The 24908-nt window shown below is 34.5% G+C and carries 12 protein-coding genes and 2 tRNA genes; 6 read left to right on the forward strand and 8 right to left on the reverse strand.

Going from position 1 to position 24908, the window contains the following annotated elements; genetic code table 11:
• Positions 1–9: 9 nt before the first annotated feature.
• Positions 10–1245, reverse strand: coding sequence for a glycoside hydrolase family 88 protein (locus P178_RS0118820; RefSeq protein WP_231500572.1), 1236 nt, complete (start codon positions 1243–1245; stop codon positions 10–12).
• A 692-nt stretch (positions 1246–1937) separates the two neighbouring features.
• On the opposite strand from P178_RS0118820, the gene P178_RS0118825 reads away from it, so the two are divergent.
• Together P178_RS0118825 and P178_RS0118830 are read left to right on the forward strand one after the other, a co-directional pair.
• Positions 1938–5180 (forward strand): SusC/RagA family TonB-linked outer membrane protein, encoded by a 3243-nt coding sequence (locus tag P178_RS0118825; RefSeq protein ID WP_051638363.1) that lies wholly within the window; start codon positions 1938–1940, stop codon positions 5178–5180.
• A 43-nt stretch (positions 5181–5223) separates the two neighbouring features.
• Positions 5224–7011: a RagB/SusD family nutrient uptake outer membrane protein gene (locus P178_RS0118830; protein ID WP_027067689.1), complete on the forward strand. Its 1788-nt coding sequence runs from the start codon at positions 5224–5226 to the stop codon at positions 7009–7011.
• Positions 7012–7110: 99 nt separating this feature from the next.
• On the opposite strand, the gene P178_RS0118835 is transcribed toward P178_RS0118830, so the two are convergent.
• The 4 genes from P178_RS0118835 to P178_RS0118850 form a co-directional block, all read right to left on the reverse strand.
• Positions 7111–11304 carry a two-component regulator propeller domain-containing protein gene (locus tag P178_RS0118835; protein WP_051638364.1) on the reverse strand — a complete coding sequence of 1398 codons (4194 nt, stop codon included), beginning with the start codon at positions 11302–11304 and terminating at the stop codon, positions 7111–7113.
• A 227-nt stretch (positions 11305–11531) separates the two neighbouring features.
• A tRNA-Pro gene (locus P178_RS0118840) sits at positions 11532–11606 on the reverse strand.
• A 39-nt stretch (positions 11607–11645) separates the two neighbouring features.
• Positions 11646–11734: transfer RNA gene (locus P178_RS0118845), tRNA-Ser, on the reverse strand.
• A gap of 111 nt (positions 11735–11845) precedes the next feature.
• Positions 11846–13882, reverse strand: coding sequence for an HD family phosphohydrolase (locus P178_RS0118850; protein ID WP_027067691.1), 2037 nt, complete (start codon positions 13880–13882; stop codon positions 11846–11848).
• Positions 13883–14003: 121 nt separating this feature from the next.
• On the opposite strand from P178_RS0118850, the gene P178_RS0118855 reads away from it, so the two are divergent.
• Positions 14004–15179, forward strand: coding sequence for an acetyl-CoA C-acyltransferase (locus P178_RS0118855; protein WP_027067692.1), 1176 nt, complete (start codon positions 14004–14006; stop codon positions 15177–15179).
• A 17-nt stretch (positions 15180–15196) separates the two neighbouring features.
• Positions 15197–15967 (forward strand): NlpC/P60 family protein, encoded by a 771-nt coding sequence (locus P178_RS0118860; RefSeq protein ID WP_027067693.1) that lies wholly within the window; start codon positions 15197–15199, stop codon positions 15965–15967.
• Between the two features lie 31 nt (positions 15968–15998).
• On the opposite strand, the gene P178_RS0118865 is transcribed toward P178_RS0118860, so the two are convergent.
• Complete coding sequence (locus P178_RS0118865; RefSeq protein WP_027067694.1) at positions 15999–17261, reverse strand: tetratricopeptide repeat protein; 1263 nt, start codon at positions 17259–17261, stop codon at positions 15999–16001.
• A gap of 31 nt (positions 17262–17292) precedes the next feature.
• A complete protein-coding gene (gene gyrA, locus P178_RS0118870; protein WP_027067695.1) occupies positions 17293–19827 on the reverse strand; it encodes a DNA gyrase subunit A in 2535 nt (844 codons plus the stop codon).
• Positions 19828–20086: 259 nt separating this feature from the next.
• Here gyrA and P178_RS0118880 point away from each other — a divergent pair, with 259 nt between their 5' ends.
• Complete coding sequence (locus P178_RS0118880; protein WP_027067696.1) at positions 20087–22639, forward strand: ATP-dependent Clp protease ATP-binding subunit; 2553 nt, start codon at positions 20087–20089, stop codon at positions 22637–22639.
• Positions 22640–22845: 206 nt separating this feature from the next.
• A complete protein-coding gene (locus tag P178_RS0118885; protein WP_027067697.1) occupies positions 22846–23244 on the forward strand; it encodes a hypothetical protein in 399 nt (132 codons plus the stop codon).
• Between the two features lie 9 nt (positions 23245–23253).
• On the opposite strand, the gene P178_RS0118890 is transcribed toward P178_RS0118885, so the two are convergent.
• Entirely contained in the window at positions 23254–24795 is a 1542-nt protein-coding gene (locus P178_RS0118890; protein ID WP_027067698.1) for an NAD(P)H-hydrate dehydratase, read from the reverse strand.
• Positions 24796–24908: the final 113 nt, after the last annotated feature.

A 24908-nucleotide genomic window follows, 5' to 3' on the forward strand; every position in this document is an offset into this window, starting at 1 on the left:
GAGCAAATTTTAAGATTTAGCTAGTTCAGTTGAATTGTCTTCATCCATTTTCTGTAACCTTAATAATGCTTCCATATAATAATAGTCTGCATATATAATTGGTACATCAATTTCAGATTTATGTGGTAAATGCCCTGTTGAATGTAATAAAAGAGCCTGATTGGTATCTCCACTATAATATGGTGCTTCAGATAATAAGTTTATCATTCTTCTAGCAGCCGATACATATTTTTTAGATTGTTCTTCGTTTTTTACAAACTTTGACAATTCTAATAATCCACAAGCGGCTATGGCTGCTGCAGAAGCATCTTTTGGAACATTAGGGATATCTACATCATCAAAATCCCAATATGGAATACCATCTTCTGGCAGTCTATTTAAATAATGCTCAGAAACTTTTATAGCGGTATCTAAAAACTCTTTTCTGTAGGTTTCTCTATAGGCAACACTAAATCCATAAATTCCCCAAGCTTGACCTCTCGCCCACATAGATTCATCTGCATACCCTTGGTGTGTTTGCCCTTTTAGAAAATCTCCCGTGGTTTCATCAAAAGAGCCTACATGGTATATAGCACTATCTTTTCTAACTAGATTTTTCATGGTCACCAAAGCATGGCTTTCCGCTACATTATACAAATCTTGCTTACCTCCATTTTTTGCTGCCCAAAACAAAAGTTCTAGGTTCATCATATTATCTATAATAGTATTATGTCTAAACTGTATCTGTGACGGCCATGATAATATAGATCCTACGTTAGGGTTATAAAGGGTAGCTAAAGTATCTGCAGCTGCCAATAGCACATTTTTATACTCTTCATTTTTAGTTAACCTATAGCCATTACCATAACTGGTATATAACATGAAACCAATATCATGGTTTTCTGCAGGACTATATGCTATCGTTTTTAATGGTTCCGTAAATTCTTCTGCTTGTAATCTTAGTTGTTCATCTCCTGATGCTTCATAGGCATACCAAATTACTCCAGGCCAAAAACCACTACACCAATCTTTTACACCTACCAATTCCCAGTTAGTTTGCCCATTAGGAATATTTCTTGCAAATCCTTGATCTGGTGTCAATTCTTTTAAAGTCTCTTTTGTTTTTTCTACGTTTTGCGATAATATCTTTTCAATATCAACTGAACTGTCCTCTTTATGGTCAGTACAATTGGTTAATGCCACTGCGAAAAGTAATAGGAATAATCGATTCATATTTTTCTTAATAATTAGGCAAATTGATGCCATAGTTTGTAAATGTTTAATTCAGTAAAAATGATTCTGAAAAGGAAAATTTTACTGATAAAATTGCTAATGAATTACTGTTAAACAAGTTTATTAAGAATGTCTTTTGAAGGAGATAAACTATCATTCAAACACTATAAAATACCGTTCAAAACAACTTATTATTCAAGCTAAAATTGGTTATTATGCGATATTCCACCTATTTCAGATAAAAAAATTGATTTGTAGCCTACAAATAAAAAAAACAGCTTTTACATGAAATTAATTGGTCGGAAATCTTCTTTAATTAAAAATATTTCTATGCCATAATTTGTATCAATTGAAGTGGTTCATTATACAACAATACACTCAACATACTGTAAATCAATATTTTAAATAGAAATGTTAATAAATCGGAATATCTATCTATCTAATAGGTATAGTTAGTTTTTCGAAAACTTTAGATTGTGACCTATTATTTAATACCAACAAAAAAACTGTTAAAAAAATACGTATCAACTAATTTATAAAGCCATAAAAAGCGGATTTACCCCTTGTTTAAGCAAAAAGGAATATAATTTATATCCATTGAGTAATAATTTATAATCCTTTGCTTCAATTATAATTAACATTGGCTTAACAAATATCAATATGATAATTACTGTATCGGGAAACTGATGAAACGACATTAATTAACTAATTAAATTAACAATCTTATGATTAAACTAATCAAACTTTCTAAATGGAAACTACAAACCATGATACCTTTATTGGTAGGGTTTGTAGTTTTATGTACGAATCAAGCATTCGCGATTTCAGCCAGTTCAACTTTAACTAGCGACGTACACTTATTAAACGAAGAACAGCAACTTACGGTAACAGGTAATATTGTAAGTAGTGATGACGGCATGGGACTTCCTGGGGTTGCCGTTGTAGTAAAAGGAACAACTACAGGTACAGTGACAGATTTTGACGGTAATTACTCTATAACCGTTCCTTCATCTGATGCAATTCTTGTAATATCCTATTTAGGATTTATAAAACAAGAAATCGCTGTTGGCTCAAAAAGTGAAATCAATGTAGCGCTAGCGCCAGACACAACGGCATTAGACGAAGTGGTTGTTGTAGGTTATGGTACCGCCAAAAAGGAAACCTTAACAGGTTCCATAGAACAAGTTAAGGCAGAAGCCTTTGAAGATCTAGCAGTTGGTAGTCCGGCATTGGCACTTCAAGGTAGAACACCTGGTTTGGTAGTTACTCGTACCTCATCAAGACCCGGAGACGAGGGTGTCAACTTTTTAATTAGAGGAGCTTCTTCTATCAACGGAATTGAGCCACTAATTGTTATTGACGGTATTCCTTCAATCAATTCTTCTTCATTCAATGATATGAACCCTAATGATATTGAAAGTATTAGTGTATTAAAAGGTGGTTCTGCATCTGTATACGGTTCTCGTGCCGCTGGTGGTGTTATTTTGGTTACTACCAAAAAAGGTAAGGGCAAGATTTCCGTAGATATCAGCACGGTGTCTAGAGTTGGCACTATAGGTATTCGACCACCAACACCGACAATGTCGCAATACGGACAATTATATGCTGCAGCGGCCCGTGAAGATATCGCTTCTGGTAAACCACCTAGATATTTCTTTTGGAACGATCTTGAAACTGTTGATAGAATTGCTTCTGGTTTTGAGGGATACTATGATTTACCTATTAACGGAAACATCTGGTTAGGTAATGCTCCTAGATTCGATGAAATGTTCGGTAATTCTTATTCTAGCCAGCATAACATAAGTATATCTGGAGGTACAGAAAGCAGCAACTTTCGTATATCTGCCGGTTATGACAACAACGTTGGTGGTCTAAAGGTAGCCGATGATAGTTCTGACAGGTATAATTTCTCCATGAACTATGGCGCTGATATTAGTGATAGGCTAAGCATCAATACCAATATTACTTATTTCAATAATAAATTTTCAGGACCTTCAGGAGGTTTGGGTAGAGAGGCCGCTACGTGGGATGCACCACTTTTTCCAACCTATAATGCAGATGGTCAATATTACGCTAACTTTGGTGGTGACCTAATTACTGGTGACAGAAACGGTGTTGCTCAAGTTATAGATGGTGGTCGTGAAAACAAGACCGTAGAGCAGTTTAAAATATCTGCTTTAGCTAAATATAAATTTACAGATCATTTGGATTTTACCGGGTCTTATGCTATTAGTAGACAAAATAGTGAATATCAAACTTATGCGGTATCTGTACCACTTTATAGCTGGGGAGGTAAATTTTCTAACAATATAAATAACACTACCTCTATTCAAGAAGGTACAGGTCCTGACAGAAATGACGGTAACATTACTTATAAGAACTACAAAGGTGCTTTAAACTATGCTAATCAATTCGGGGATCACAACCTATCTGGACTTTTAGCTATTGAAGCTGAAAAGAATGATGTTAACGAATATTCAATTAAAAGAAACGGTTTTGTTGATTATGGAGTTTATGATATCAATTTAGGAGCTACAGATCAATTGGTGACCACTTCTGGTGGTGGAACTTCTTGGGGTTTCTTTGGTTATATTGGCCGTATTAACTATGATTACAAAAGCAAGTACTTATTAGAGGTTCAAGGTAGACGAGATGGATCTTCTAGATTTGCCGAAGGCTCTAAATGGTCTAACTACGGTAGTGTTTCCGGTGGTTGGGTAATTAGTTCAGAAGACTTCTTAAAAGAAAGCAACTTAATTTCATTTTTAAAGCTTAGAGGTGGTTACGGTGAATTAGGTAGTACTTCTGGTATTGGCGATTTTAGTTACTTATCTACCGTAGGTTTTGGCAATACCGTATTTGGAGAAACAAATGCCGGTCAACAGGCAACTTCTGTTGCTAGTAGCTTATTTAGTAGCAGTACTACTTGGGAGAGAATAGTAACCAAAGAAATTGGGGTTGACTTTAGACTGTTCAACAGTAAGGTTTTTGGTTCTTTTGATTTGTACCAAAAAGAAAACGTAGGTATGTTGGTTAGAGGTATTGAAACATCTGTTTTAGGTACGGCAACACCATTTACCAATATTGGAACATTGGAAACCGATGGTTGGGAAGCCATGTTAGGATACCAAGGGAATATTGGCGATTTAGAATTCACAGTTAGTGCCAATATGAGTGATACCAGAAATGAGATTACCCAATACGATGGCGCTCAAACAATTTTTGAGAATTTAAACGATGCCGAAAGCGGAAGAAATATTTTAAATAAACCGATCAACTCCTTCTTCTTATGGGAAACAGATGGTTATTTTGATTCTCAAGCAGAAGTTGATGCTTATTATGCTAGCTTAAATGAAGGTGGAATTTTACCGCTACAAACTTCTAACGATGCTTTAAGACCAGGAGATATGCGTGTTGTAGATTCTAACGGAGATGGTACACTAGATAACGAAGATTTAACCTATAGTGGTGATGCCGCTCCACATTATGTGTACGGTTTCAATTTTGACTTAAAGTATAAGAATTTTGATCTTAGTGCCTTCTTTCAAGGAGCCCTTGAGCATAACATTTATAGAACAGGATATTTTGCGCAACCTTTTCAAGCTGAATGGCAAAATCAATCTAACACATGGTTAGGTAGAACTTGGACCGAAGATAATAGAGATGCTGAATTTCCTAGGTTGACCACTCAACGTGGATTATCTGCCTGGAACTACCGTTCCAAAGATCATATCTTACAGAATAATAGATATATGAGATTAAAGTCGCTTATTATAGGGTATACTTTTAGAGATTTAAGCATTGGAAATACACCTATTAATAACTTACGTATCTATTTTTCAGGAAACGATTTGTTCGAGTTAACTAGCGTTAAAGATGGTTACGATCCAGAGTTTCAAGCGAGCTCTAACAATAGTGCCTACCCATTTATGCGTACTTGGGCATTAGGTTTAAAAGTATCGCTCTAATACAATTATAAAAGTAGATTATACATCATAAAATCATATACAGATGAAAAAAATAAAATATATAATAATACCATGTTTAATGGTCTTCTTTACATCATGTGAAGACGAGTTTATAGATTTGGACCCACCTGCATCTATTACAGACCAGGTTTACTATACTGAAGCTGATCATTTTTTAACCGGCTCTAACCGATTCTATACAGACCTAATGACGTGGAGGTATGATCAAGGAATTTATGCTGATCACGGTTCTGATTTGGTCGGATATACGGAAGATAGCGATATGCAAATATATAGTAGAGGTGATACTAGAGCTCCTGAATCTGACGGATACTACTCTACCCCATACTCTACTATTAGAGATATCAATCTATTATTACAAAGAGCAGAGGCTTACGAAGGTGAAGAAAGTATTGTAGCTTATGTGGCTGCCTCTAAGTTTCACAGAGCGTACCAGTATTTTAATTTAGTACAGCGTTTTGGTGGTGTTCCTTTGGTTACCAGACCTTTAGATGTTGGTGATGAAGAATTAGATGCTCCTCGTAACAGCAGATATGAAGTTGTTGCGCAAATTTTAGCCGATTTAGACGAAGCAATTGCAGGACTACCTACAGAGCAAGAGATTTCATCAGAAGATAAAGGTAAAATTAGTAAATGGGCTGCCATGGCATTTAAAGCAGATGTTTTATTACATGAGGCTACTTGGATGAAATACGTTGGTACTACTACAGATGGTGATGGTGTTGCTGTTGGTGCCGGTAGTACAGGCTTTGATGCTTCCAAAATAAATCCTTATTTACAAGAAGTGGTAACACTTACTAAAACCATAATGGACCAAGGTGGTTTTGAACTTTGGAACTACAATGATGTTTTAGATAACTTGAGTTCTAATTTCTTATTCAACTTAGAAGACGGCGGCTCTAACCCGGCAGGTTTAGACAAGGCAACCAACAAAGAATTTATTTTTTATAATAAATACGATTTTACATTTAGACAAGCTGGTGACTTATTAAGTCATGTTTATGAAGGTAGAGTTAAGCCTAGTAGAAAAATGATGGACCTTTTCTTAAGTACAGATGGTTTACCTATAGATCAGTCTCCATTATTTCAAGGTTATGAAAATACTCCTGATGAGTTTCAAAACAGAGATTATAGAATGACTGCTTATTTTACCTACCATAAAAATCTTGGTGAAATTCCTCAAAACGGAGATGTACTATTGAACGGCACCAACAATTTTGGCTATTTCAACTCCAAATTCATGAGTTGGAAATGGGGTACAGACGAAGCATACAGAGCAACAAAAACGGAAGCTTATGATATGCCTTTTATACGTTTGGCAGAAGTTTACTTAATGTATGCTGAAGCTCTATATGAGTTAAACGGTAGTCTTACTGATGCTCAAATGAATGAGTCTATTAACTTGGTGAAAGCCAGAGCGGGCTTACCTGCAATCTCTAATTCTTTCTTAGCAGCCAATAATATGGATATAGAAACTGAAATTAGAAGAGAGCGTACTATTGAGCTTTATGCAGAAGGTGCTACCAGGTTTAATGACTTAAAAAGATGGGGAATCGCAGAAGAAGAGCTTGGCGAAACTATTTATGGTGCAGTTATAGAAGGTACTGTTTATGAAAACAACCCAGACCTATACACGCCAGGCGGATATGGCTTTGGTGAAGGAATTACGGAAACAGGCGTGGGCGAAAGAAGAGCGTTGATCGTTCAACCTTCTGCTACACGCAATTTTACAAGAGATAACTACTTATTTCCTATACCTACATCGCAAACAAGTTTAAATGAAAACCTAAACCAGAATCCTGGTTACTAAGATAATTGTGTTGAGTTAGTTTAAAGGCAGTTATACGTTACGTATAGCTGCCTTTTTTAATATTCAAACAATTCATTATTCATTTATAAATGATGAATATTATTTATCATCCTCAATTATATCGCTTTTATTACCTTCCATATATTCTGTAGGTGTAACGTTAAACAACTCTCTAAAAGTTTTACTAAAGTATGCTGTTGAATTAAATCCGCACATATGGGTAACTTCCTTAATAGAATAAGAGTTTTTCTCTAATAATTCAGCCGCATATCTTAACCTAATCGTTCTTATAAAATGACTAGGATTATTTCCTGTCAACGTATTAATTTTTCGGTAGAATTGAGATCTACCTATACCTAATTCCTTTAAAATATCATCTTGCTTAAAATCTTCATCATCTACATTATCTAAAACCACCTTGGTAGCTTTATCCAAAAACACCTCATCCATATTGTTGGTTGTTACCTCACTAGATGGGAAAATACCTCCAATTTCTGAGAAGCGTTTTCTTAGTCTTTTCTTTGCTTCAATTAGATTTCTTATTCTCGATTTTAAAACACTAGTAACAAATGGTTTTGACAAATATGCATCTGCACCATTATCATAACCACTTACTCTATCAATTTCAAGACTTCTTGCAGTTAGCAGTATTATGGGAATATGACAGGTTTCAAATTCAGTCTTTAATAATCTGCACATTTCAAATCCGTCCATTTTCGGCATCATCACATCACTTATTACCAAATCTGGATAACGTTTCTTAACCATTTCAAGCCCTTCTTCTCCATTTTTTGCCTGAAGCACCTTATACTTATCTTGCAAATCATTTTTTAAATGCTGTCGTAATTCTTTGTTATCCTCTACCAATAATATAGTAGGCTTTTCTATTTCACTATCGCTATTGGGATTGGGTAAAACTAAATTCTCATCATCTGCAATGTACATTTCATATTCAACAGATTTCATTGAATTAATTAAAAATTCATTCTTTATACTTTCTACTTCTACAGCTGCGGACTTATTATCTAATGGTAGTCTTACAACAAACTTGCTACCTAAACCATATTCACTTTCCACAAAAATTTCGCCACCATGTTTTTCAACTAAGGCTTGTGTAAAATTTAGCCCTATTCCGGTTCCAGATTTAGTAATATCGATATGATAAAATCGAGAAAAAATATTTTTAAGCTGTTCTTTATCTAGCCCAACACCAGAATCTGTTACTGTAATCTCCACAAAATCCCCAATCATTTCTTTCTTAAGAAAGAACAATTTAGACGAGCTTTTTTTCTGTGCTATTTTCTTAATGGAAACCGTAATCTCACCACCTACATTTGTGAATTTTAAAGCATTAGAAATTAAGTTGGTGATTATTTTTTCAACTTTATCAAAATCAAACAAGAAAACAATATCCTCAGATTCTGATTCAAACCTATAATCTATTTCCTTCTTTGTTGCCAGACTTACGAATAATGAAAAAATATCTTCACTGAATTTGACGATATCACCTTTTTCCAATTGAAGCGGTGCCATACCTACATCCATCTTTCTATAATCTAATAATTGATTTACTAAATGCAACAACCTACGGGCACTACGCTGTATGGAAATAGCAGAAGATTTTACTTCTTCTGGATTATATGTGTAGCTAGACAATATTTTATCTACAGGATTCATGATCAATGTAAGCGGTGTTCTAAACTCATGAGAAACATTGACAAAGAATTGAAGCTTCATTTGATCTAATTCGTGCTCTTGGGCTTCTTGAACTTTTTGGGTGTAATATCGTAAAACCAAGTATGAACCTAATAAGCCTAACAAAGTATAAATTAAATATGCCCACCATGTTTTCCATGGAGGGGACAGAACTTCAAAGTTTACAATTGCGGCTTCTGCTTTATCCCAATCACCATCTAAAGATGCTTTTACTTCAAACACATATTTACCAGAACTAAGGTTAGAATAGCTTACTTCTCTTTTAGCCCCTATTGTTTCAAAGTCATTGTCCAAACCCTTTAATTTATAAGAATACTGTACTCTTTCAGGATTCTCAAAATGAAGTGCTAAAAAATCGAATGCTACATAGTTCTCATCATAATTTAATTTTAGATTTTCTAAGTCAGCAATCCTATCATTTAATAATACCCTATCATTTACCGTATCACCAACTACAATAGGCTTGTTATTTAAAGTAAACTGGGTTATAGTGGGGCGTAATGTTATTGAAGTTCTTAGCGTTATATCATCCGGATGAAAAATATTGAACCCATTTATCCCTCCTATTAAGATTCTACCATCCTTAGTTTTATCTATAGATTTACTTTGATATTCAGGACCTTGTAGACCATCGTGAATATTAAAATTTTTTATTTGGTCTGTTTCTGGGTTTAACAGTGACAATCCACTTTTTGTCGATACCCAAAAATTATGATTGTCATCTTCTTGAATACCCACCACTAGGTTGTTGGGTAACCCTTCTTTCGAAGAATAAGATTTCAACACATTAAAATCAGCATCAAGTTTATATATTCCTGTATCTGCTCCTATCCAAATATTTCCTATTTCGTCTTCTGATATATGATTTATAAGATTATCTTCTATACCCGGTTTTTTAATTTCCTTAAAAGTAAGGGTCTTTGGAATTCTATTTTCTAACTGATTAAGATCTATATAATTTAAACCTAAAGATGTACCGATCAACAACCTGTTTCTTGAATCAACAAACAAAAAGAAAACAAAATTACTGGCTAGTCCATTTTCTTTTCCCGCAACATTTTTGAAGTTGTGAAACTTTTCACTTTTAGGATCAAATAGACTTAAGCCCTCTGTTCTAAGCCCTAACCATATTCTATCATCCTTATCCTCTACACCAGACCACACAGAGTTCTGCCCAATTGAATTTACATCCGCTTCATTATGCAAAAACCTTTTTACATTATACGTATCTGGATTAAAACTATTTAACCCACCATCTAGCGTACAGACCCAAATTTGACCGTCATTAGACTCAAAAGTGTAAAGTATTCTGTCTGAACTTATACTATTGGTATTATTTGGTTTGTGAGGAAAATGCTGAAATGTATTATTCTCTTTATTAAAGAGGTTTAAACCACCATTATAAGCACTTATCCAAATTCGCTCTTTTGAATCTTCTAAAACAGACTGTACAATTTTTTCATTAAGTCCATCGGGGTTTCCTGGTTGATAATAATAATGTCCAAATGCATATTGCGAAGGATCTAATTTACTAACTCCCTTATCATAGCTCCCTATCCAAAATATACCATTGCTATCTTCATAAATCTTAGATGGCTTATTGTTAGGTAAAGAAAAAGAATCTGAAATATTGTTGACTAGATTACGAACAACTTTTTCTTCATTTTTATCTAAAATAAATATACCATAACCATCTGTAGAAGCCCATATATTACCATCTACATCTAAATGCATATCTCTAATAGCCACATCTTTTTCTGATGTAAATGATTTGTGTGTAAAGATGTTATTCGTTCTATCCCAATAAATGATATTGGATAGATTATTACCTATCCAAAAATCGTTGTCCGCATCAACAAAAACATTCTTATGAATATGATTAAGCTCGTAGTTATTTTCACTTTCTATTAAAATACGGTCAAAGTTATCTCGCTCCCAATTATATTTATTTAAGTATTCACCGTTAGTCCCAATCCAAATAACACCGTTCTGATCTTTGAGTATTACATTAACAATATTATTATCTAATGAATTTAAATTAGAATCATCATTTAGGTAATAGTAGAATTTTAAATCAGATACATCTGTAGTAAAATCTTCAAGAATAATTTTAATAACTCCATTATTAGTGGCTACCCATAAAGCGTTATTTTCTTTATCAAAAAGTAGTGCATTTATAAATTTGCGTGGATTGTTAGATAGTGATAGTTGCTTATATAAATCAACTCGTAAAAAACTATTTGTTTTCTTGTTGTAATAGTTGAGACCGTTATTAGTTCCAATCCATAAATTACCATCTGTACCCTCTACTATGGCATTTATTCTATTATTACTGAGGGAGCTTGGATTATTTAAAATTGATTTATAAATCTCAAACTCATAGCCGTTGTATTTATTGAGCCCATCAATAGTTCCAAACCATAAAAACCCTTCAGAATCTTCAAAAATTGTAAGACATGTGCTACTGGACAAACCATCTACAGTATCTAAATTTTCAAATTTGAAGTTATTAAACTGACCTTGAGAAAGTATACCGTTTAAGCAACATAGGACAATTAGAAGTATCCTTTTATTCATTTTAATCCAATTACTATTTTTATTGCAAAGAGGTTACCTAACCACTTGTACATCAAAAATTATTTGATAATCAAAATAGCAAAATTTAAGTTAAATATTGCTTGTTATTCAACAAAAATCAAGGATTACAGGGGTATAACAAATTTAGATGAAAACACCACTTTTAAATTTTCTCTACCCTAATGTATATAAACAAAAAAAGCCACTGATTTCTCAGTGGCTTTTTGTCGGGGTGGCAGGATTCGAACCTGCGACCTCCGCGTCCCAAACGCGGCGCGATAACCGGGCTACGCTACACCCCGAATTGGTTATCAAAAAATATGTCTCTCAACGTATTGTTGCGGAGAGACAGGGATTCGAACCCTGGGTAAATGTTTCCACCTACGACGATTTAGCAAACCGCTCCTTTCGGCCACTCAGGCACCTCTCCAGTAATTCTTCAATGAACTGTTGCTCTAAATAGCGGTTGCAAATGTATAAGTATAACTGGTTCTACGCAACTATTTTTGAAGTTTTTTTTTAATATAAAATTACCCCCTTGTTACTCAGGATATTCCACACGTAAATGATAGATATTTCTTAGCTTTTGTTTGAAGATTTTCTTGATTGTTTCAATTTCTTTGAACGTAATATCTGCATTCAAAAACTGATTTGCCTTCATTTGACCTGAAATTATCTTATCAACAAACTCATCGATAATTAAAAAAGTAGGATTCTTTAAACTTTTTGACGCCGCTTCCACAGAATCTGCCATCATTAAAATGGCCGTTTCTCTAGAGAATGGCAAAGGTCCTGGGTACCTAAAATCTTCTTCGTTCACATCTTCTTCCAATTCCTTTTGCTTTTTATAGAAGTAAAACACCAAAGTTGTACCATGATGCGAACGTATGAAATCGATAATTCTATCTGGTAAATTATTCTTTCTAGCTATTTCAATACCTTTTATAACATGATCAATAATGATACGGGCACTATCCTTAGGGCTCAATTCATCATGCGGATTAACATTTGTAACCTGATTTTCCGTGAAATAGGTAGGTTCATTCATTTTACCAATATCATGATACAAAGCCCCTACCCTTACCAGCATAGCATTCGCTCCAATTTCATTCGCTGCTGCCTCTGCTAAATTGGCAACCTGTAAGGAATGATGAAATGTACCTGGAGCCTTATTGGACAATTCTTTTAATAGCTTAGAATTGGTATCGGACAACTCTAACAGAGAAACATCAGAAACAAGTCCAAAAAGCTTTTCATAAATATAGATCAATGGCTGCACAAAAAGAGTTATCATTCCATTTAACAGAAACAACCCTAAAGTATACCATTCAATATCACTTAAATCTCCCTCATGAATGGTATGAAATGCCAAATAACCTATGATATAGATTAATGTAATCTGCCCAACACTAACAAACAAATTAGCTCTTTTATAAAGCTCTGATACGGTAAGTATGGTAACGATACCTGTTATAATTTGGAGGAATATATATTCAAAACTATTAGGCACCACAAAGCCTAGTATCAAAATAGTTAGCACATGTACAAACAGCCCCAGCCTAGCATCAAAAAATGTTTTTAATATTAAAGGAAGGATACAAAGCGGAACTACAAATACCAATTGGTCGTTATACTTTATAACCATTGTGGTTATAAAGACCATTAAAAGAATATTGAAGAATATAAAGGTTACTTTGACATTATTCTCGTAAACTGTTCTTCTATATTTTTTCAGAAACAAGAATAGCATAATAAGTACTAATGCCACTAAAACAGTATATCCAATTAAGATATAATAGTAATTGTTTGCCGTCCAAAGTTCTGACTCATATTCAGATTTTAAAGACTCTAATATCTTTAAATTTTCTGCCTCTACTACTTCACCTTTAGCAATGATCAATCGCCCTTGATCAACTGTTCCCCTGGTATAAGAAAGTTTAGATAAAGCTTCGTTTCTTGCTTTTTGCGTAAGATTATTATCAAAACTTACATTTGGTGTTATAATATCAAAAAACAGTGCTTGCGTTTCTTTCTCGAAAATGGATAAATTATTTTCAGATAGTATTCTACCTACAAGATCATTAATTTCACTGACCCTAAAAAAATCTGTTACTCTAACTTTGCTTGCTTCGTTATCCTTTACAAGAAAAATGAAATTACGCTGAACTTGCTTACCATTGTTCTGTAAAATTCCTTTTGAATAGACGGAATCCAGTATTACTTTCGAGAAATATTTTAAACTTTTTTTTTGATTATCCTTAAGTGTAGAATTACTCCATTTATCTTCAAACTTCTGTTCAAAAGATTGCTCCACATTTTCTACCTCAGCTCTATCATATCTATAGTACGGTAATTGATTACTTTCAATAACCTGTTTCTCTTTAGCTATTTCAGCATCGGTCTTTTGAATAGAAAAATCAAAAGGGGCATATAGGTTTTCAAATTGCCAAGGCTTCCCTTTTTGAAACTCATATTTGAATTTACCTCCCTTGGGCAAAAAAAACACAATAAAAGAAACGGCCACAACATAGAGTATATATTTGAAAATGAGCGATTGCTGTCTGTATAGATTATCCAAAAGAAAATTGTATTAGGTTCATCAAAAATAGAAAATTATAAACTGATAACTAGTAATTGAAACGATATCCCTTGGGTTGCTATAGAATTTAGTAATTTCGTGCTATTAAATTATTAAAAACATGAAAGAGGTCGTTATCGTATCAGCTGTTAGAACCCCAATAGGTAGTTTTATGGGCGGATTGTCAACAATACCAGCTCCAAAATTGGGCGCAGTGGCTATTGAAGGCGCATTGAAGAAAATAAACCTTGACCCTACTTTGGTAGATGAAGTTATAATGGGCAATGTTGTGCAAGCAGGAACAGGTCAAGCTCCGGCTAGACAAGCTGCTATTTTTGCAGGCATTCCCAATACCGTACCCTGTACCACTATAAATAAAGTTTGTGCCTCTGGAATGAAGGCGGTAATGCAAGGCGCACAAGCAATTGCTTTAGGAGACGCTGATATTGTTGTTGCTGGCGGAATGGAGAATATGAGCCTTATCCCACATTATGTACATATGAGAACAGGTACAAAATTTGGACCTACTTCTTTAATTGACGGTATGCAAAAAGACGGCTTAGTTGATGCTTACGACGAAAATGCAATGGGTGTTTGTGCAGATGCTTGTGCTACTAAATATGAATTTAGTAGAGAAGATCAAGATGCATACGCTATTCAATCTTACAAAAGGTCTTCAGAAGCTTGGGAGAATGGAAAATTCGATAATGAAGTTATCCCTGTAGCCGTTCCGCAAAGACGTGGAGAGCCTAAAATGGTGAATAAAGACGAGGAATTTAGCAATGTATTCATTGACAAAATCCCAAATTTAAGATCTGCATTCTCTAAAGATGGTACTGTTACCGCTGCAAATGCATCAACCATCAATGATGGTGCCGCTGCTTTAGTATTAATGAGCAAAGAAAAGGCTGAGGAATTGAATTTAAAACCTTTAGCTGTTATTAAAAGTTACGCAGATGCTGCTCATGAGCCAGAATGGTTTACTACAGCTCCTGCAAAAGCATTACCAAAAGCATTGGCCAAATCTAATTTAAAATTAGAGGAAGTTGATTTCTTTGAATTTAACGAAGCTTTCTCTGTTGTTGGGCTTGCCAATATGAAAATATTAGGGCTTAACGATTCAAATGTAAATGTAAATGGCGGTGCCGTTTCTCTAGGTCATCCACTAGGATGCTCAGGTGCACGTATATTGATTACATTACTAAATGTATTAGAACAAAACAATGCTAAAATAGGAGCTGCTGCAATTTGTAATGGCGGTGGCGGTGCTTCTGCTATAATTATAGAAAGGCTATAAGCGCATAAAAAAATTACATGCAGTACGGTATTTGTCAGTTAAGCATTATTCCTGTAAGAAGTGCAACAGAAGAGGTATCTGAATTAGTTACCCAACTTTTGTTTGGCGAACATTACAAGATATTGGAAAGCAGAAAAAACTGGTCTAGAATAAAAACTATATCAGACAAGTGTGAAGGCTGGATCATGAACAGTCAACTAACTTTTATTCCTGAAAATGAATTTAATTCAATTCAAGAAAATAAGGGACAAAAATTTGTTGCAGATCTGATATCGTATGTTGCGGATACTAACGAAATAGTAACACCTATCTTATTAGGATCTTGCATTCCAGACATTCCTTCATTATCCGTTAATTTTGATGGTTCTATTTTAAATTCCGTGCAACCCAAAGATAATTTGGTGAAAACCGCATTGCTCTATTTAAACGCCCCGGAATTAAAGGGAGGAAAATCTCCTTTTGGTATTGATAGTGCAGGTTTTACCCAAATGGTATACAGAATAAACGGATACAATATTTTAAGAACTGCAGAAAATCAATCTACTCAAGGTACCGCTTTAAGCTTCGTTGAAGAAAGTGAAGCTGGTGATTTAGCCTTTTTTGATAATGTTAACGGTGCCATTGACCATGTAGGCATTATTATGGAAAACAACTATGTTATTCATGTTAATGGAAAAGTAAGAATAGATCGAATAGACCATACGGGCATATTTAATAATGACCTTAGAACCTACACACATCAATTAAGAGTTATTAAAAAAGTAATAAAAAAAAAAGGCCCTAATTAGGGCCTTTTAATTTATTTAATGTGAAGGATAATTATTCTCCTAACATCTTCTTCATTTTCATGAAGTTTTCAGTATCCCCCATTGCTCCGTAAATATTCTTAAGCTGAGTCATTACATTTTCATTATCAGGATTGTTCTTCAACGCATCTTCCAATACATCAGCACCTTGCTTAAACAAACCATCTTTCTTTTCTTTCAATTCATCATATTTAGCAATATCCGCTCTAGAATTACCTAATGAATTCATTTCATCAATCATTCCATTTCCTTCATTTACATAAGTCGTAGAAAGATTTAAATAAGCGTTAGTGTATTTAGGATCTAATTCAATTGCTTTTTTATAAGATACACGTGCATCATCATAATTGTTTTGCTCCATACTTATTACACCTACATTGTAATGTAAATCTGGATTATCTGGAGCCAATGCGATTGCTTGAGCCATCAATTCCTTAAACTTATCCTTATTTCCTTGGTTGAAATATAAATTAGCTTCATTAAGAATAAGATTTACATCTTCTGGATCGCTCTTTCTTGCCGCTTGATAAGCCTCTAAAGCTTTTTCATCTTGACCTAATTGTGTATAAATTAAAGCTGTATTTTTAACAATTTCAGCTTTTTTAGATGGTGTTTTCTCATCTACAGGATTAGAATATGTACCAGATTTCACCATAAGATCACGTTGAACCTTATCCATCTCTTCTACTTCTCCAGTTGCAGCATTTGTAGCTTTATAAACCATTGCACTACCATCATACCCTACTTCTTGCAACTTGTTATAGTAATCCAAAGCCATTTCATAATGACCTCCGTTTACAGCACTACCTGCAGCATAGTATAGATAAGAAGTATCTTTTGGACTAAGCGTATAGCTCATGTACAACTTTTCTGCTGCTTCTTTATACTTATTATTACCATTATCACTTACTGCCGAATTAACCAAATCAGCGGTTAAACCAGCCATATATTGATTAGTTTCAGCAGAATACTTCTGCTTACCAGTTGCTTCTTCTATTTCAATAACTTTCTTAAAGGAAGTTGCTGCTTTTTCAAACGCATCGTTATTTCCTTTCTTAGCTAAATCACTATAAATCTTACCTCTAGTAAAATAGTATTGAGCTTGTGTCTTTTCATCAGCAGCTGCAATTGTACCAGATGCCTCTTCTATTGCTGTTTGAGCCGAAGCCGAATCACCAGATTTCAATGCCTTTTCTGCAGACTTTATCTCGTTTTTTTGTGCAAAACCGACCATTGTAAATGTCAGTGCCGCTACAAGTAATAATCTATTCTTCATTTTTAATATATTAAGTATTAGTGTTTACAATTTATGATTCTTTATCATCGGTATCAGTATCATCAATCTCTGTGCCATCTTCTGCATCTACCTCTATATCAAGTATTTCAGCTTCCTCTATTTCATCCTCATCCTTCATAACCTTTGCAACCGCAGCAATTGAGTCATTACCCTTAATGTTGATTAATCTAACTCCTTGCGTTGCCCTACCCATTACACGTAAGTCTTCTACGCTCATACGAATTGCAATACCAGATTTATTGATTATCATTAAGTCATCAGAGTCAGTAACATTTTTAATAGCTACAAGTCCACCGGTTTTATCGGTAACACTAATAGTTTTAACTCCTTTACCTCCTCTATTGGTAACTCTATAATCTTCTATACTAGAACGTTTTCCGTAACCTTTTTCAGACACAACCAAAATTTCATCTTCAAAATTGTGAACAGAAACCATACCGATTACCTCATCTTCGTCATTTGCCAAAGTAATACCGCGTACACCTGAAGCATTTCTACCCATTGGTCTCGTCTTACTTTCTTCAAAACGAATAGCTTTACCAGATTTAAGTCCTAAGAAAATCTCACTTGAACCAGTAGTTAATTTAGCTTCTAACAATTCATCACCGTCACGAACAGTTATGGCATTTATACCATTTTGACGCGGTCTAGAATATTGCTCTAAAGATGTTTTCTTAACAACACCTTTCTTAGTTGCCATAATAACATAATGCGCATTGATATACTCTTCATCTTTTAAATCTTGTGTACAAATGAATGCTTTTACACTATCATCTTGTTCAATGTTTATAAGATTCTGTATAGCCCTACCCTTAGATGTTCTACTTCCTTCTGGAATTTCAAAAACACGCATCCAGAAACACTTACCTTTTTGAGTGAAGAACAACATATATTGGTGGTTAGTACCAACAAATAAATGCTCTAAGAAATCTTCGTTTCTAGTTGATGATGCTTTCTGACCAACTCCTCCTCTATTTTGTGTCTTATATTCTGATAATGGTGTCCTTTTAATATAACCAGCATGAGAAATGGTAATTACCACTTGCTCATCAGGTATCATATCTTCCATACTAAGATCTCCACCAGCAATATTAATTACCGATCTTCTTTCATCACCGTATTTATCCTTTATCTCTAGAAGCTCATCTTTAATGATTTGCATTCTACGTTCTTTTTTCTCAAGAATATCTTTTAAATCGGCAATTAAGAGCATTATCTCATCATACTCCGTTCTTAGTTTATCTTGCTCCAGACCGGTAAGTTGGCGTAATCGCATCTCTACAATTGCCTTGGCTTGGATTTCACTTAATTTAAAGCGTTCTATCAAGTTTGCCCTTGCTTCATCAGCATTGTTAGAAGCTCTAATGATTGCAATAACTTCATCAATATTATCTGAAGCAATAATCAACCCTTCCAAAATGTGCGCGCGATCCTCAGCTTTCTTTAATTCAAATTGCGTACGCCTAACCACAACTTCATGGCGATGCTCTACGAAATAATGAATCATTTCCTTAACGTTCAATAATTGCGGCCTTCCATTAACAAGTGCAATGTTATTGACACTAAAAGAGGTTTGCAATGCTGTATACTTATACAACATATTCAATACTATATTAGGAATGGCATCTCTTTTAAGGATATAAACGATTCTCATACCATTACGGTCAGACTCATCTCTAATATTGGATATACCCTCCAATTTTTTGTCATTAACAAGATCCGCAGTTTTCTTGATCATGTCGGCCTTGTTGACCTGATAAGGTATTTCCGTAACAACGATACATTCACGACCTTGAACTTCTTCAAAAGTTGCTTTAGCACGCATTTTTACACGCCCTCTTCCTGTATGAAAAGCTTCTTTCACACCATCATAGCCATAAATAATACCTCCCGTTGGAAAATCAGGCGCTTTAATATGCGTAATCAACTCATCTATTTCAATATCATTATTGTCGATATACGCAACAGTACCATCGATGACTTCCGCTAAATTATGTGGAGGCATATTGGTAGCCATACCTACAGCAATACCAGATGCTCCATTAACCAATAAAGCAGGAACCCTAGTAGGAAGTACAGTAGGCTCTTTTAAAGAATCATCAAAATTCAATTGATAATCTACCGTTTCCTTTTCTATATCTATAAGCATATCATCTGCAATCTTACGCATACGGGCTTCCGTATAACGCATCGCTGCAGGACTATCACCATCAACAGAACCAAAATTACCTTGTCCGTCCACAAGCATATATCGTAAACTCCATTCTTGAGCCATACGAACCATGGCATCATATACAGAAGTATCACCATGAGGGTGATACTTACCAAGAACCTCACCCACAATACGGGCAGATTTTTTATGCGAGCTATTACTTCTAACCCCTAATTCATGCATTCCAAAAAGAACTCTTCTGTGCACGGGTTTTAATCCGTCCCTGACATCTGGCAGGGCTCGTGACACAATGACCGACATTGAATAATCAATGTAGGCAGATTTCATTTCGTCTTCAATGTTAATGGGAATCAATTTTTCACCGTCAGCCATCTTAAAATCTTATGTTTTTTAATTAGTAAAAAAGCATGCCAATATACTTAAATCCTAAGCGTTTAAAGACTAAGTCGTTTTAATTATATCAAATTTTATTAACACATGCCCACGAAATGTTAATTTTCATTATATACGCTCATTTTTGCGCCTAGAGACGCACATTTAATGGGTTTTACAATAACTTTAACGATTATAGGTATGGTAATTGCCATTGATTGGATGAGATTTAGTAATTTTATAGAAGATAATATAGTATATGGATGATAATTTTTCCCCAAGAGTAAAGGATGTAATTGCTTATAGCAAGGAGGAAGCATTACGACTTGGTCACGATTTTATCGGTACCGAGCACCTCATGCTAGGGCTTCTTAGAGACGGAAACGGGAAGGCCATAAGTATTTTAGATGCTTTGGAAGTTGATTTAGAACATTTACGAAGAAAAGTAGAAATTCTTAGTCCTTCCAATCCTAACGCCAGTGGCGTACAAAAGGATAAAAAGAACTTGCATTTGACAAGACAAGCAGAGCGTGCCTTAAAAACAACATTTTTAGAAGCGAAACTTTTTCAAAGCTCTTCTATTAATACTGCGCACCTTTTACTGTGTATTCTTAGAAATGAAAACGACCCGACTACAAAGCTTTTACATAAATTAAAAGTAGATTATGATGGCGTTAAAGAACAGTTTAAATTTATGATTACAAGTGACGACGATATGGTAGACGGCCCAACGGCCGAATCCTTTCCAAGTGATTCTGAAGATGCTAATGAAGGAAAAGAGAGCACGTTTGGTGCTGCCTCTAACCAGAAAGGTGCTAAAAAATCCAAAACTCCTGTTTTAGATAACTTCGGTAGAGACCTCACCCAAATGGCAGAGGAAAATAAATTAGACCCTGTTGTTGGTAGAGAAAAAGAAATTGAAAGAGTTTCTCAAATTCTTAGCCGTAGAAAAAAGAACAACCCGTTATTAATTGGTGAGCCAGGTGTTGGTAAAAGTGCTATTGCCGAAGGATTGGCATTACGCATTATAGATAAGAAAGTTTCAAGAATCCTTTATAACAAAAGAGTGGTTACACTTGACCTTGCTTCTTTAGTTGCCGGTACAAAATACCGTGGACAGTTTGAAGAGCGAATGAAAGCTGTAATGAACGAACTTGAAAAAAATGACGATGTTATTTTATTCATTGATGAGATACACACTATTGTTGGTGCAGGTGGTGCTACAGGAAGCTTAGATGCTTCTAACATGTTTAAACCAGCATTGGCAAGAGGAGAAATTCAATGTATTGGTGCTACCACTTTAGATGAATACAGACAGTATATTGAAAAAGATGGTGCCTTAGAAAGACGTTTTCAAAAAGTAATTGTTGAACCAACTACTGTTGATGAAACAATTGAAATTTTACATAATATAAAAGGTAAATACGAAGATCACCATAATGTAACTTATACAGACGAAGCTATTGAAGCTTGTGTTAAATTGACAAATAGGTACATGACAGATCGTTTTTTACCGGACAAGGCTATTGATGCTCTAGATGAAGCTGGCTCTCGTGTGCATATCGTTAATATGGACGTTCCAAAACAAATACTTGAATTGGAAAAGAAATTGGAAGATGTACGTGAACTAAAAAACAGTGTAGTTAAGAAGCAGAAATATGAAGAAGCAGCTAAATTACGTGATGACGAAAAAGGTTTAGAGAAAGATCTTGCCATAGCTCAAGAGCGTTGGGAAGATGACAGTAAGCTTAACAAAGAAACTGTTAGCGAAGATAATGTTGCCGATGTTGTTTCTATGATGAGCGGAATTCCTGTTAACAGAATTGCACAAACCGAAAGTAACAAACTGGCCGGATTACCTGAATTAATAAAATCTAACGTAATTGGTCAAGATGATGCCGTTGCCAAAGTCTCTAAAGCTATTCAAAGAAATAGAGCGGGACTAAAGGATCCAAACAAACCAATTGGTTCGTTTATTTTCTTAGGACAGACTGGTGTTGGTAAAACACAACTTGCAAAAGTATTGGCTAAAGAGCTTTTTGACTCTGAAGATGCACTTATACGTATAGATATGAGTGAGTACATGGAGAAATTCGCAATCTCTAGATTAGTTGGTGCACCTCCAGGATACGTTGGTTATGAAGAAGGTGGTCAACTTACCGAAAAAGTGAGAAGAAAACCTTACTCTGTAATACTTTTAGATGAAGTTGAGAAAGCGCATCCAGATGTGTTTAATATGCTTTTACAAGTATTAGATGATGGTTTTTTAACTGATAGTCTTGGTCGTAAAATAGATTTTAGAAATACAATTATTATAATGACTTCTAACATTGGAGCCAGACAATTGAAAGATTTTGGACAAGGTGTTGGTTTTGGTACTTCTGCTAAAAAATCTCAAGAAGATTCACATCAGAAAGGGGTTATTGAAAATGCTTTGAAAAAAGCCTTTGCTCCTGAATTCTTAAATAGAATTGATGATGTAATTGTATTCAATGCTTTAGAAAGAGAAGATATCCATAAGATTATTGATATTGAATTAGCTAAACTTTATAAAAGAATCAAGGATATTGGCTATCACTTGAATCTTACAGATGAAGCTAAAGACTACATAGCAGAAAAAGGGTTTGACAAACAATATGGAGCAAGACCTCTTAAAAGAGCTATTCAAAAGTACATTGAAGATGCACTAGCAGAAGAAATAGTAAATTCTAAACTTAAAGAAGGTGACAGTATTTATATTGAGCTTGACAAGAAAAGTGAAGAATTGACTATTAAAATAGAAAAAGCAGAAGAAGAATCTCCTAAAACATAGAGATTTTCTTTTTTTTAAATATAATTAAGGAGCCTTACATAGGGCTCCTTTTTCGTACAATTCATTTTATAATGTAAGAATAAAAATACACTCAATAGTAGCCATACGTAGTATGAACGATATTTTCGCGTTTAAACTAAAAATTTACCCCAATAATGTAGTTCAGTATATTTTCGCTTCAGACACACTATACTAATACGAAGAGAATGAAAGTTGGATCTACCAAGAAGAAGGTAATTGTAAGGGAGTACGAATTAGAAACAGGGAAAATTCAAGTTTATGATAATTACATGGTATCAATTTTTGACGAGGGAGCTACGCTAACACTCGAAAGAGCTTATCAAATTATCGGGATATCTGAAATTCATTTTAGAGATAGAAACTTCGGTTTCATTAGTCTACGCAAACACTCATTTGCCATTGACCCTACTATTTACAATTATCTTAAACAATTAGACAACCTTAAAGCTTTTGCTATTGTATCTGTTAAAGAGATAGATATGCATAACTTTAAGATTGAAAAATTGTTCTATAAAAAACCAATGAAGTTTTTCATTGAATATGACAACGCTCTTAAGTGGGTTAAAAGAAGAGTTAATTCTTAATAAATAATTTTATTTATTTTCTTCTTCTACCACAGGCTGCTCAGGCAGCTTAAACATATCTAAGTAAGCATTGGCTAGATTATCAATAACATGAGAGGCTGTCAATGACTGAAAACCAGTAGACTCAACCGCAATATCACCAGCTCTACCATGCAAGTAGACTCCAAATATTGCAGCGTCTAAGGCAGCATAGCCTTGCGCTCTAAGTCCCGTAATTACCCCTGTTAACACATCACCGCTACCAGCAGTTGCCATACCAGGATTTCCTGTTGTATTTACATATCCTTTTTCATTATGTACAATTATAGTATGGGCGCCCTTAATAACTACAATACATTTATACTTCTTTGAAAACTTCTTAACCTTATTAAGTTTATCAAAATCGTCTTTCCACTTCCCTATCAATCGCTCCAACTCTTTTGGATGGGGAGTTAAGACAGAATCCTCAGGTATGCTTTTCAATAAATCTTTATTTTCTGATAATATATTCAATGCATCTGCATCAATCACCAATGGCAATTTATTTACTTTTAAAAAATTGGCTAGAGCAGTCGTTGTTGTTTTTGTGGTTCCCATACCAACCCCTATACCCACCACATTTGGTTTTATATCGAAATTTATATTGGAAAGTTCATTCTCGTCTACATCTGTTAGCACCATAACTTCGGGCAAAGAAGCCTGAAGAATAACATAACCGATTTTAGGTATATATGAGGTTACTAATCCGCTACCTGCTTGAAGAGCGGCTTTAGATGATAGACATACCGATCCCATTTTTCCATAACTACCTCCTACGATTAAAGAATGTCCGTACGTACCTTTATGCCCATATTTCTCGCGAGGTTTATAAAGAGTTAATACTTCATTTTTACCAATGAGCTCGTAATCCGTTTCTGTTTCCTTTAAATATTCTGGATCCAAACCAATATCTAAAACCTCCCATTGTTCTATAAAAGGACCCGTTTCTGGTAAGAAAAAGACCAGTTTTGGAGTTTGAAAACTTAAAACAAAATTTGACCTGATAATGGAGTTCACATCCTTTGGACCTTCATCTGTAAATAATCCTGACGGGATATCTATTGACAAAATAAAAGCTTGGGAATCATTTAAATGTTGAATTACTTTAGCCACCCAAGCATCTGGCGTTCTATTTAAGCCTATTCCAAATATTCCATCCACAATGATATCTTCCTTACCTATTTCAGGTAAACTATCATCACAGTTCATAAAATTAGGCCAAATTTTTCTATCTTTTAATCTGTCTAGATTAATTAAAAAATCTTTAGATCGTTTTTCACTATAATTAATTACATACACTTCTATATTGTAACCATGATCAACGAGATGTCTAGCAAGGGCAATACCATCGCCACCGTTATTACCAATACCACAAAACAAATGTATTTTTACAGGAGCACCTTGCATACGTAAATGCATCCAATTAAAGAGTTGCAGGGCTGCACGCTCCATTAATTCGTTACTTCCTATTTCCTCTTTTTTAATAGAAATCTGATCTGCCTTATAAATCTGTTTTGCACTATATAATTTCATTCTTTATTTTTTTTATATCTAAAACCTAACGATTCCGTAAAAAATTGTGCAATCATTTGTTTAGGATACCAAATGTACTACTTTTGATTTTCAACAATTAGTATTATGGACTG

Source organism: Maribacter sp. Hel_I_7, assembly GCF_000688315.1.
Taxonomy (GTDB): Bacteria; Bacteroidota; Bacteroidia; order Flavobacteriales; family Flavobacteriaceae; genus Maribacter; species Maribacter stanieri.

Coding starts and splice junctions, on each gene's coding strand:
- gyrA (WP_027067695.1), bottom strand. CDS start 19,827: ATGGCTGACGGTGAAAAATTGATTCCCATTAACATTGAAGACGAAATG.
- P178_RS0118880 (WP_027067696.1), top strand. CDS start 20,087: ATGGATGATAATTTTTCCCCAAGAGTAAAGGATGTAATTGCTTATAGC.
- P178_RS0118830 (WP_027067689.1), top strand. CDS start 5,224: ATGAAAAAAATAAAATATATAATAATACCATGTTTAATGGTCTTCTTT.
- P178_RS0118835 (WP_051638364.1), bottom strand. CDS start 11,304: ATGAATAAAAGGATACTTCTAATTGTCCTATGTTGCTTAAACGGTATA.
- P178_RS0118820 (WP_231500572.1), bottom strand. CDS start 1,245: ATGGCATCAATTTGCCTAATTATTAAGAAAAATATGAATCGATTATTC.
- P178_RS0118885 (WP_027067697.1), top strand. CDS start 22,846: ATGAAAGTTGGATCTACCAAGAAGAAGGTAATTGTAAGGGAGTACGAA.
- P178_RS0118825 (WP_051638363.1), top strand. CDS start 1,938: ATGATTAAACTAATCAAACTTTCTAAATGGAAACTACAAACCATGATA.
- P178_RS0118890 (WP_027067698.1), bottom strand. CDS start 24,795: ATGAAATTATATAGTGCAAAACAGATTTATAAGGCAGATCAGATTTCT.
- P178_RS0118860 (WP_027067693.1), top strand. CDS start 15,197: ATGCAGTACGGTATTTGTCAGTTAAGCATTATTCCTGTAAGAAGTGCA.
- P178_RS0118855 (WP_027067692.1), top strand. CDS start 14,004: ATGAAAGAGGTCGTTATCGTATCAGCTGTTAGAACCCCAATAGGTAGT.
- P178_RS0118865 (WP_027067694.1), bottom strand. CDS start 17,261: ATGAAGAATAGATTATTACTTGTAGCGGCACTGACATTTACAATGGTC.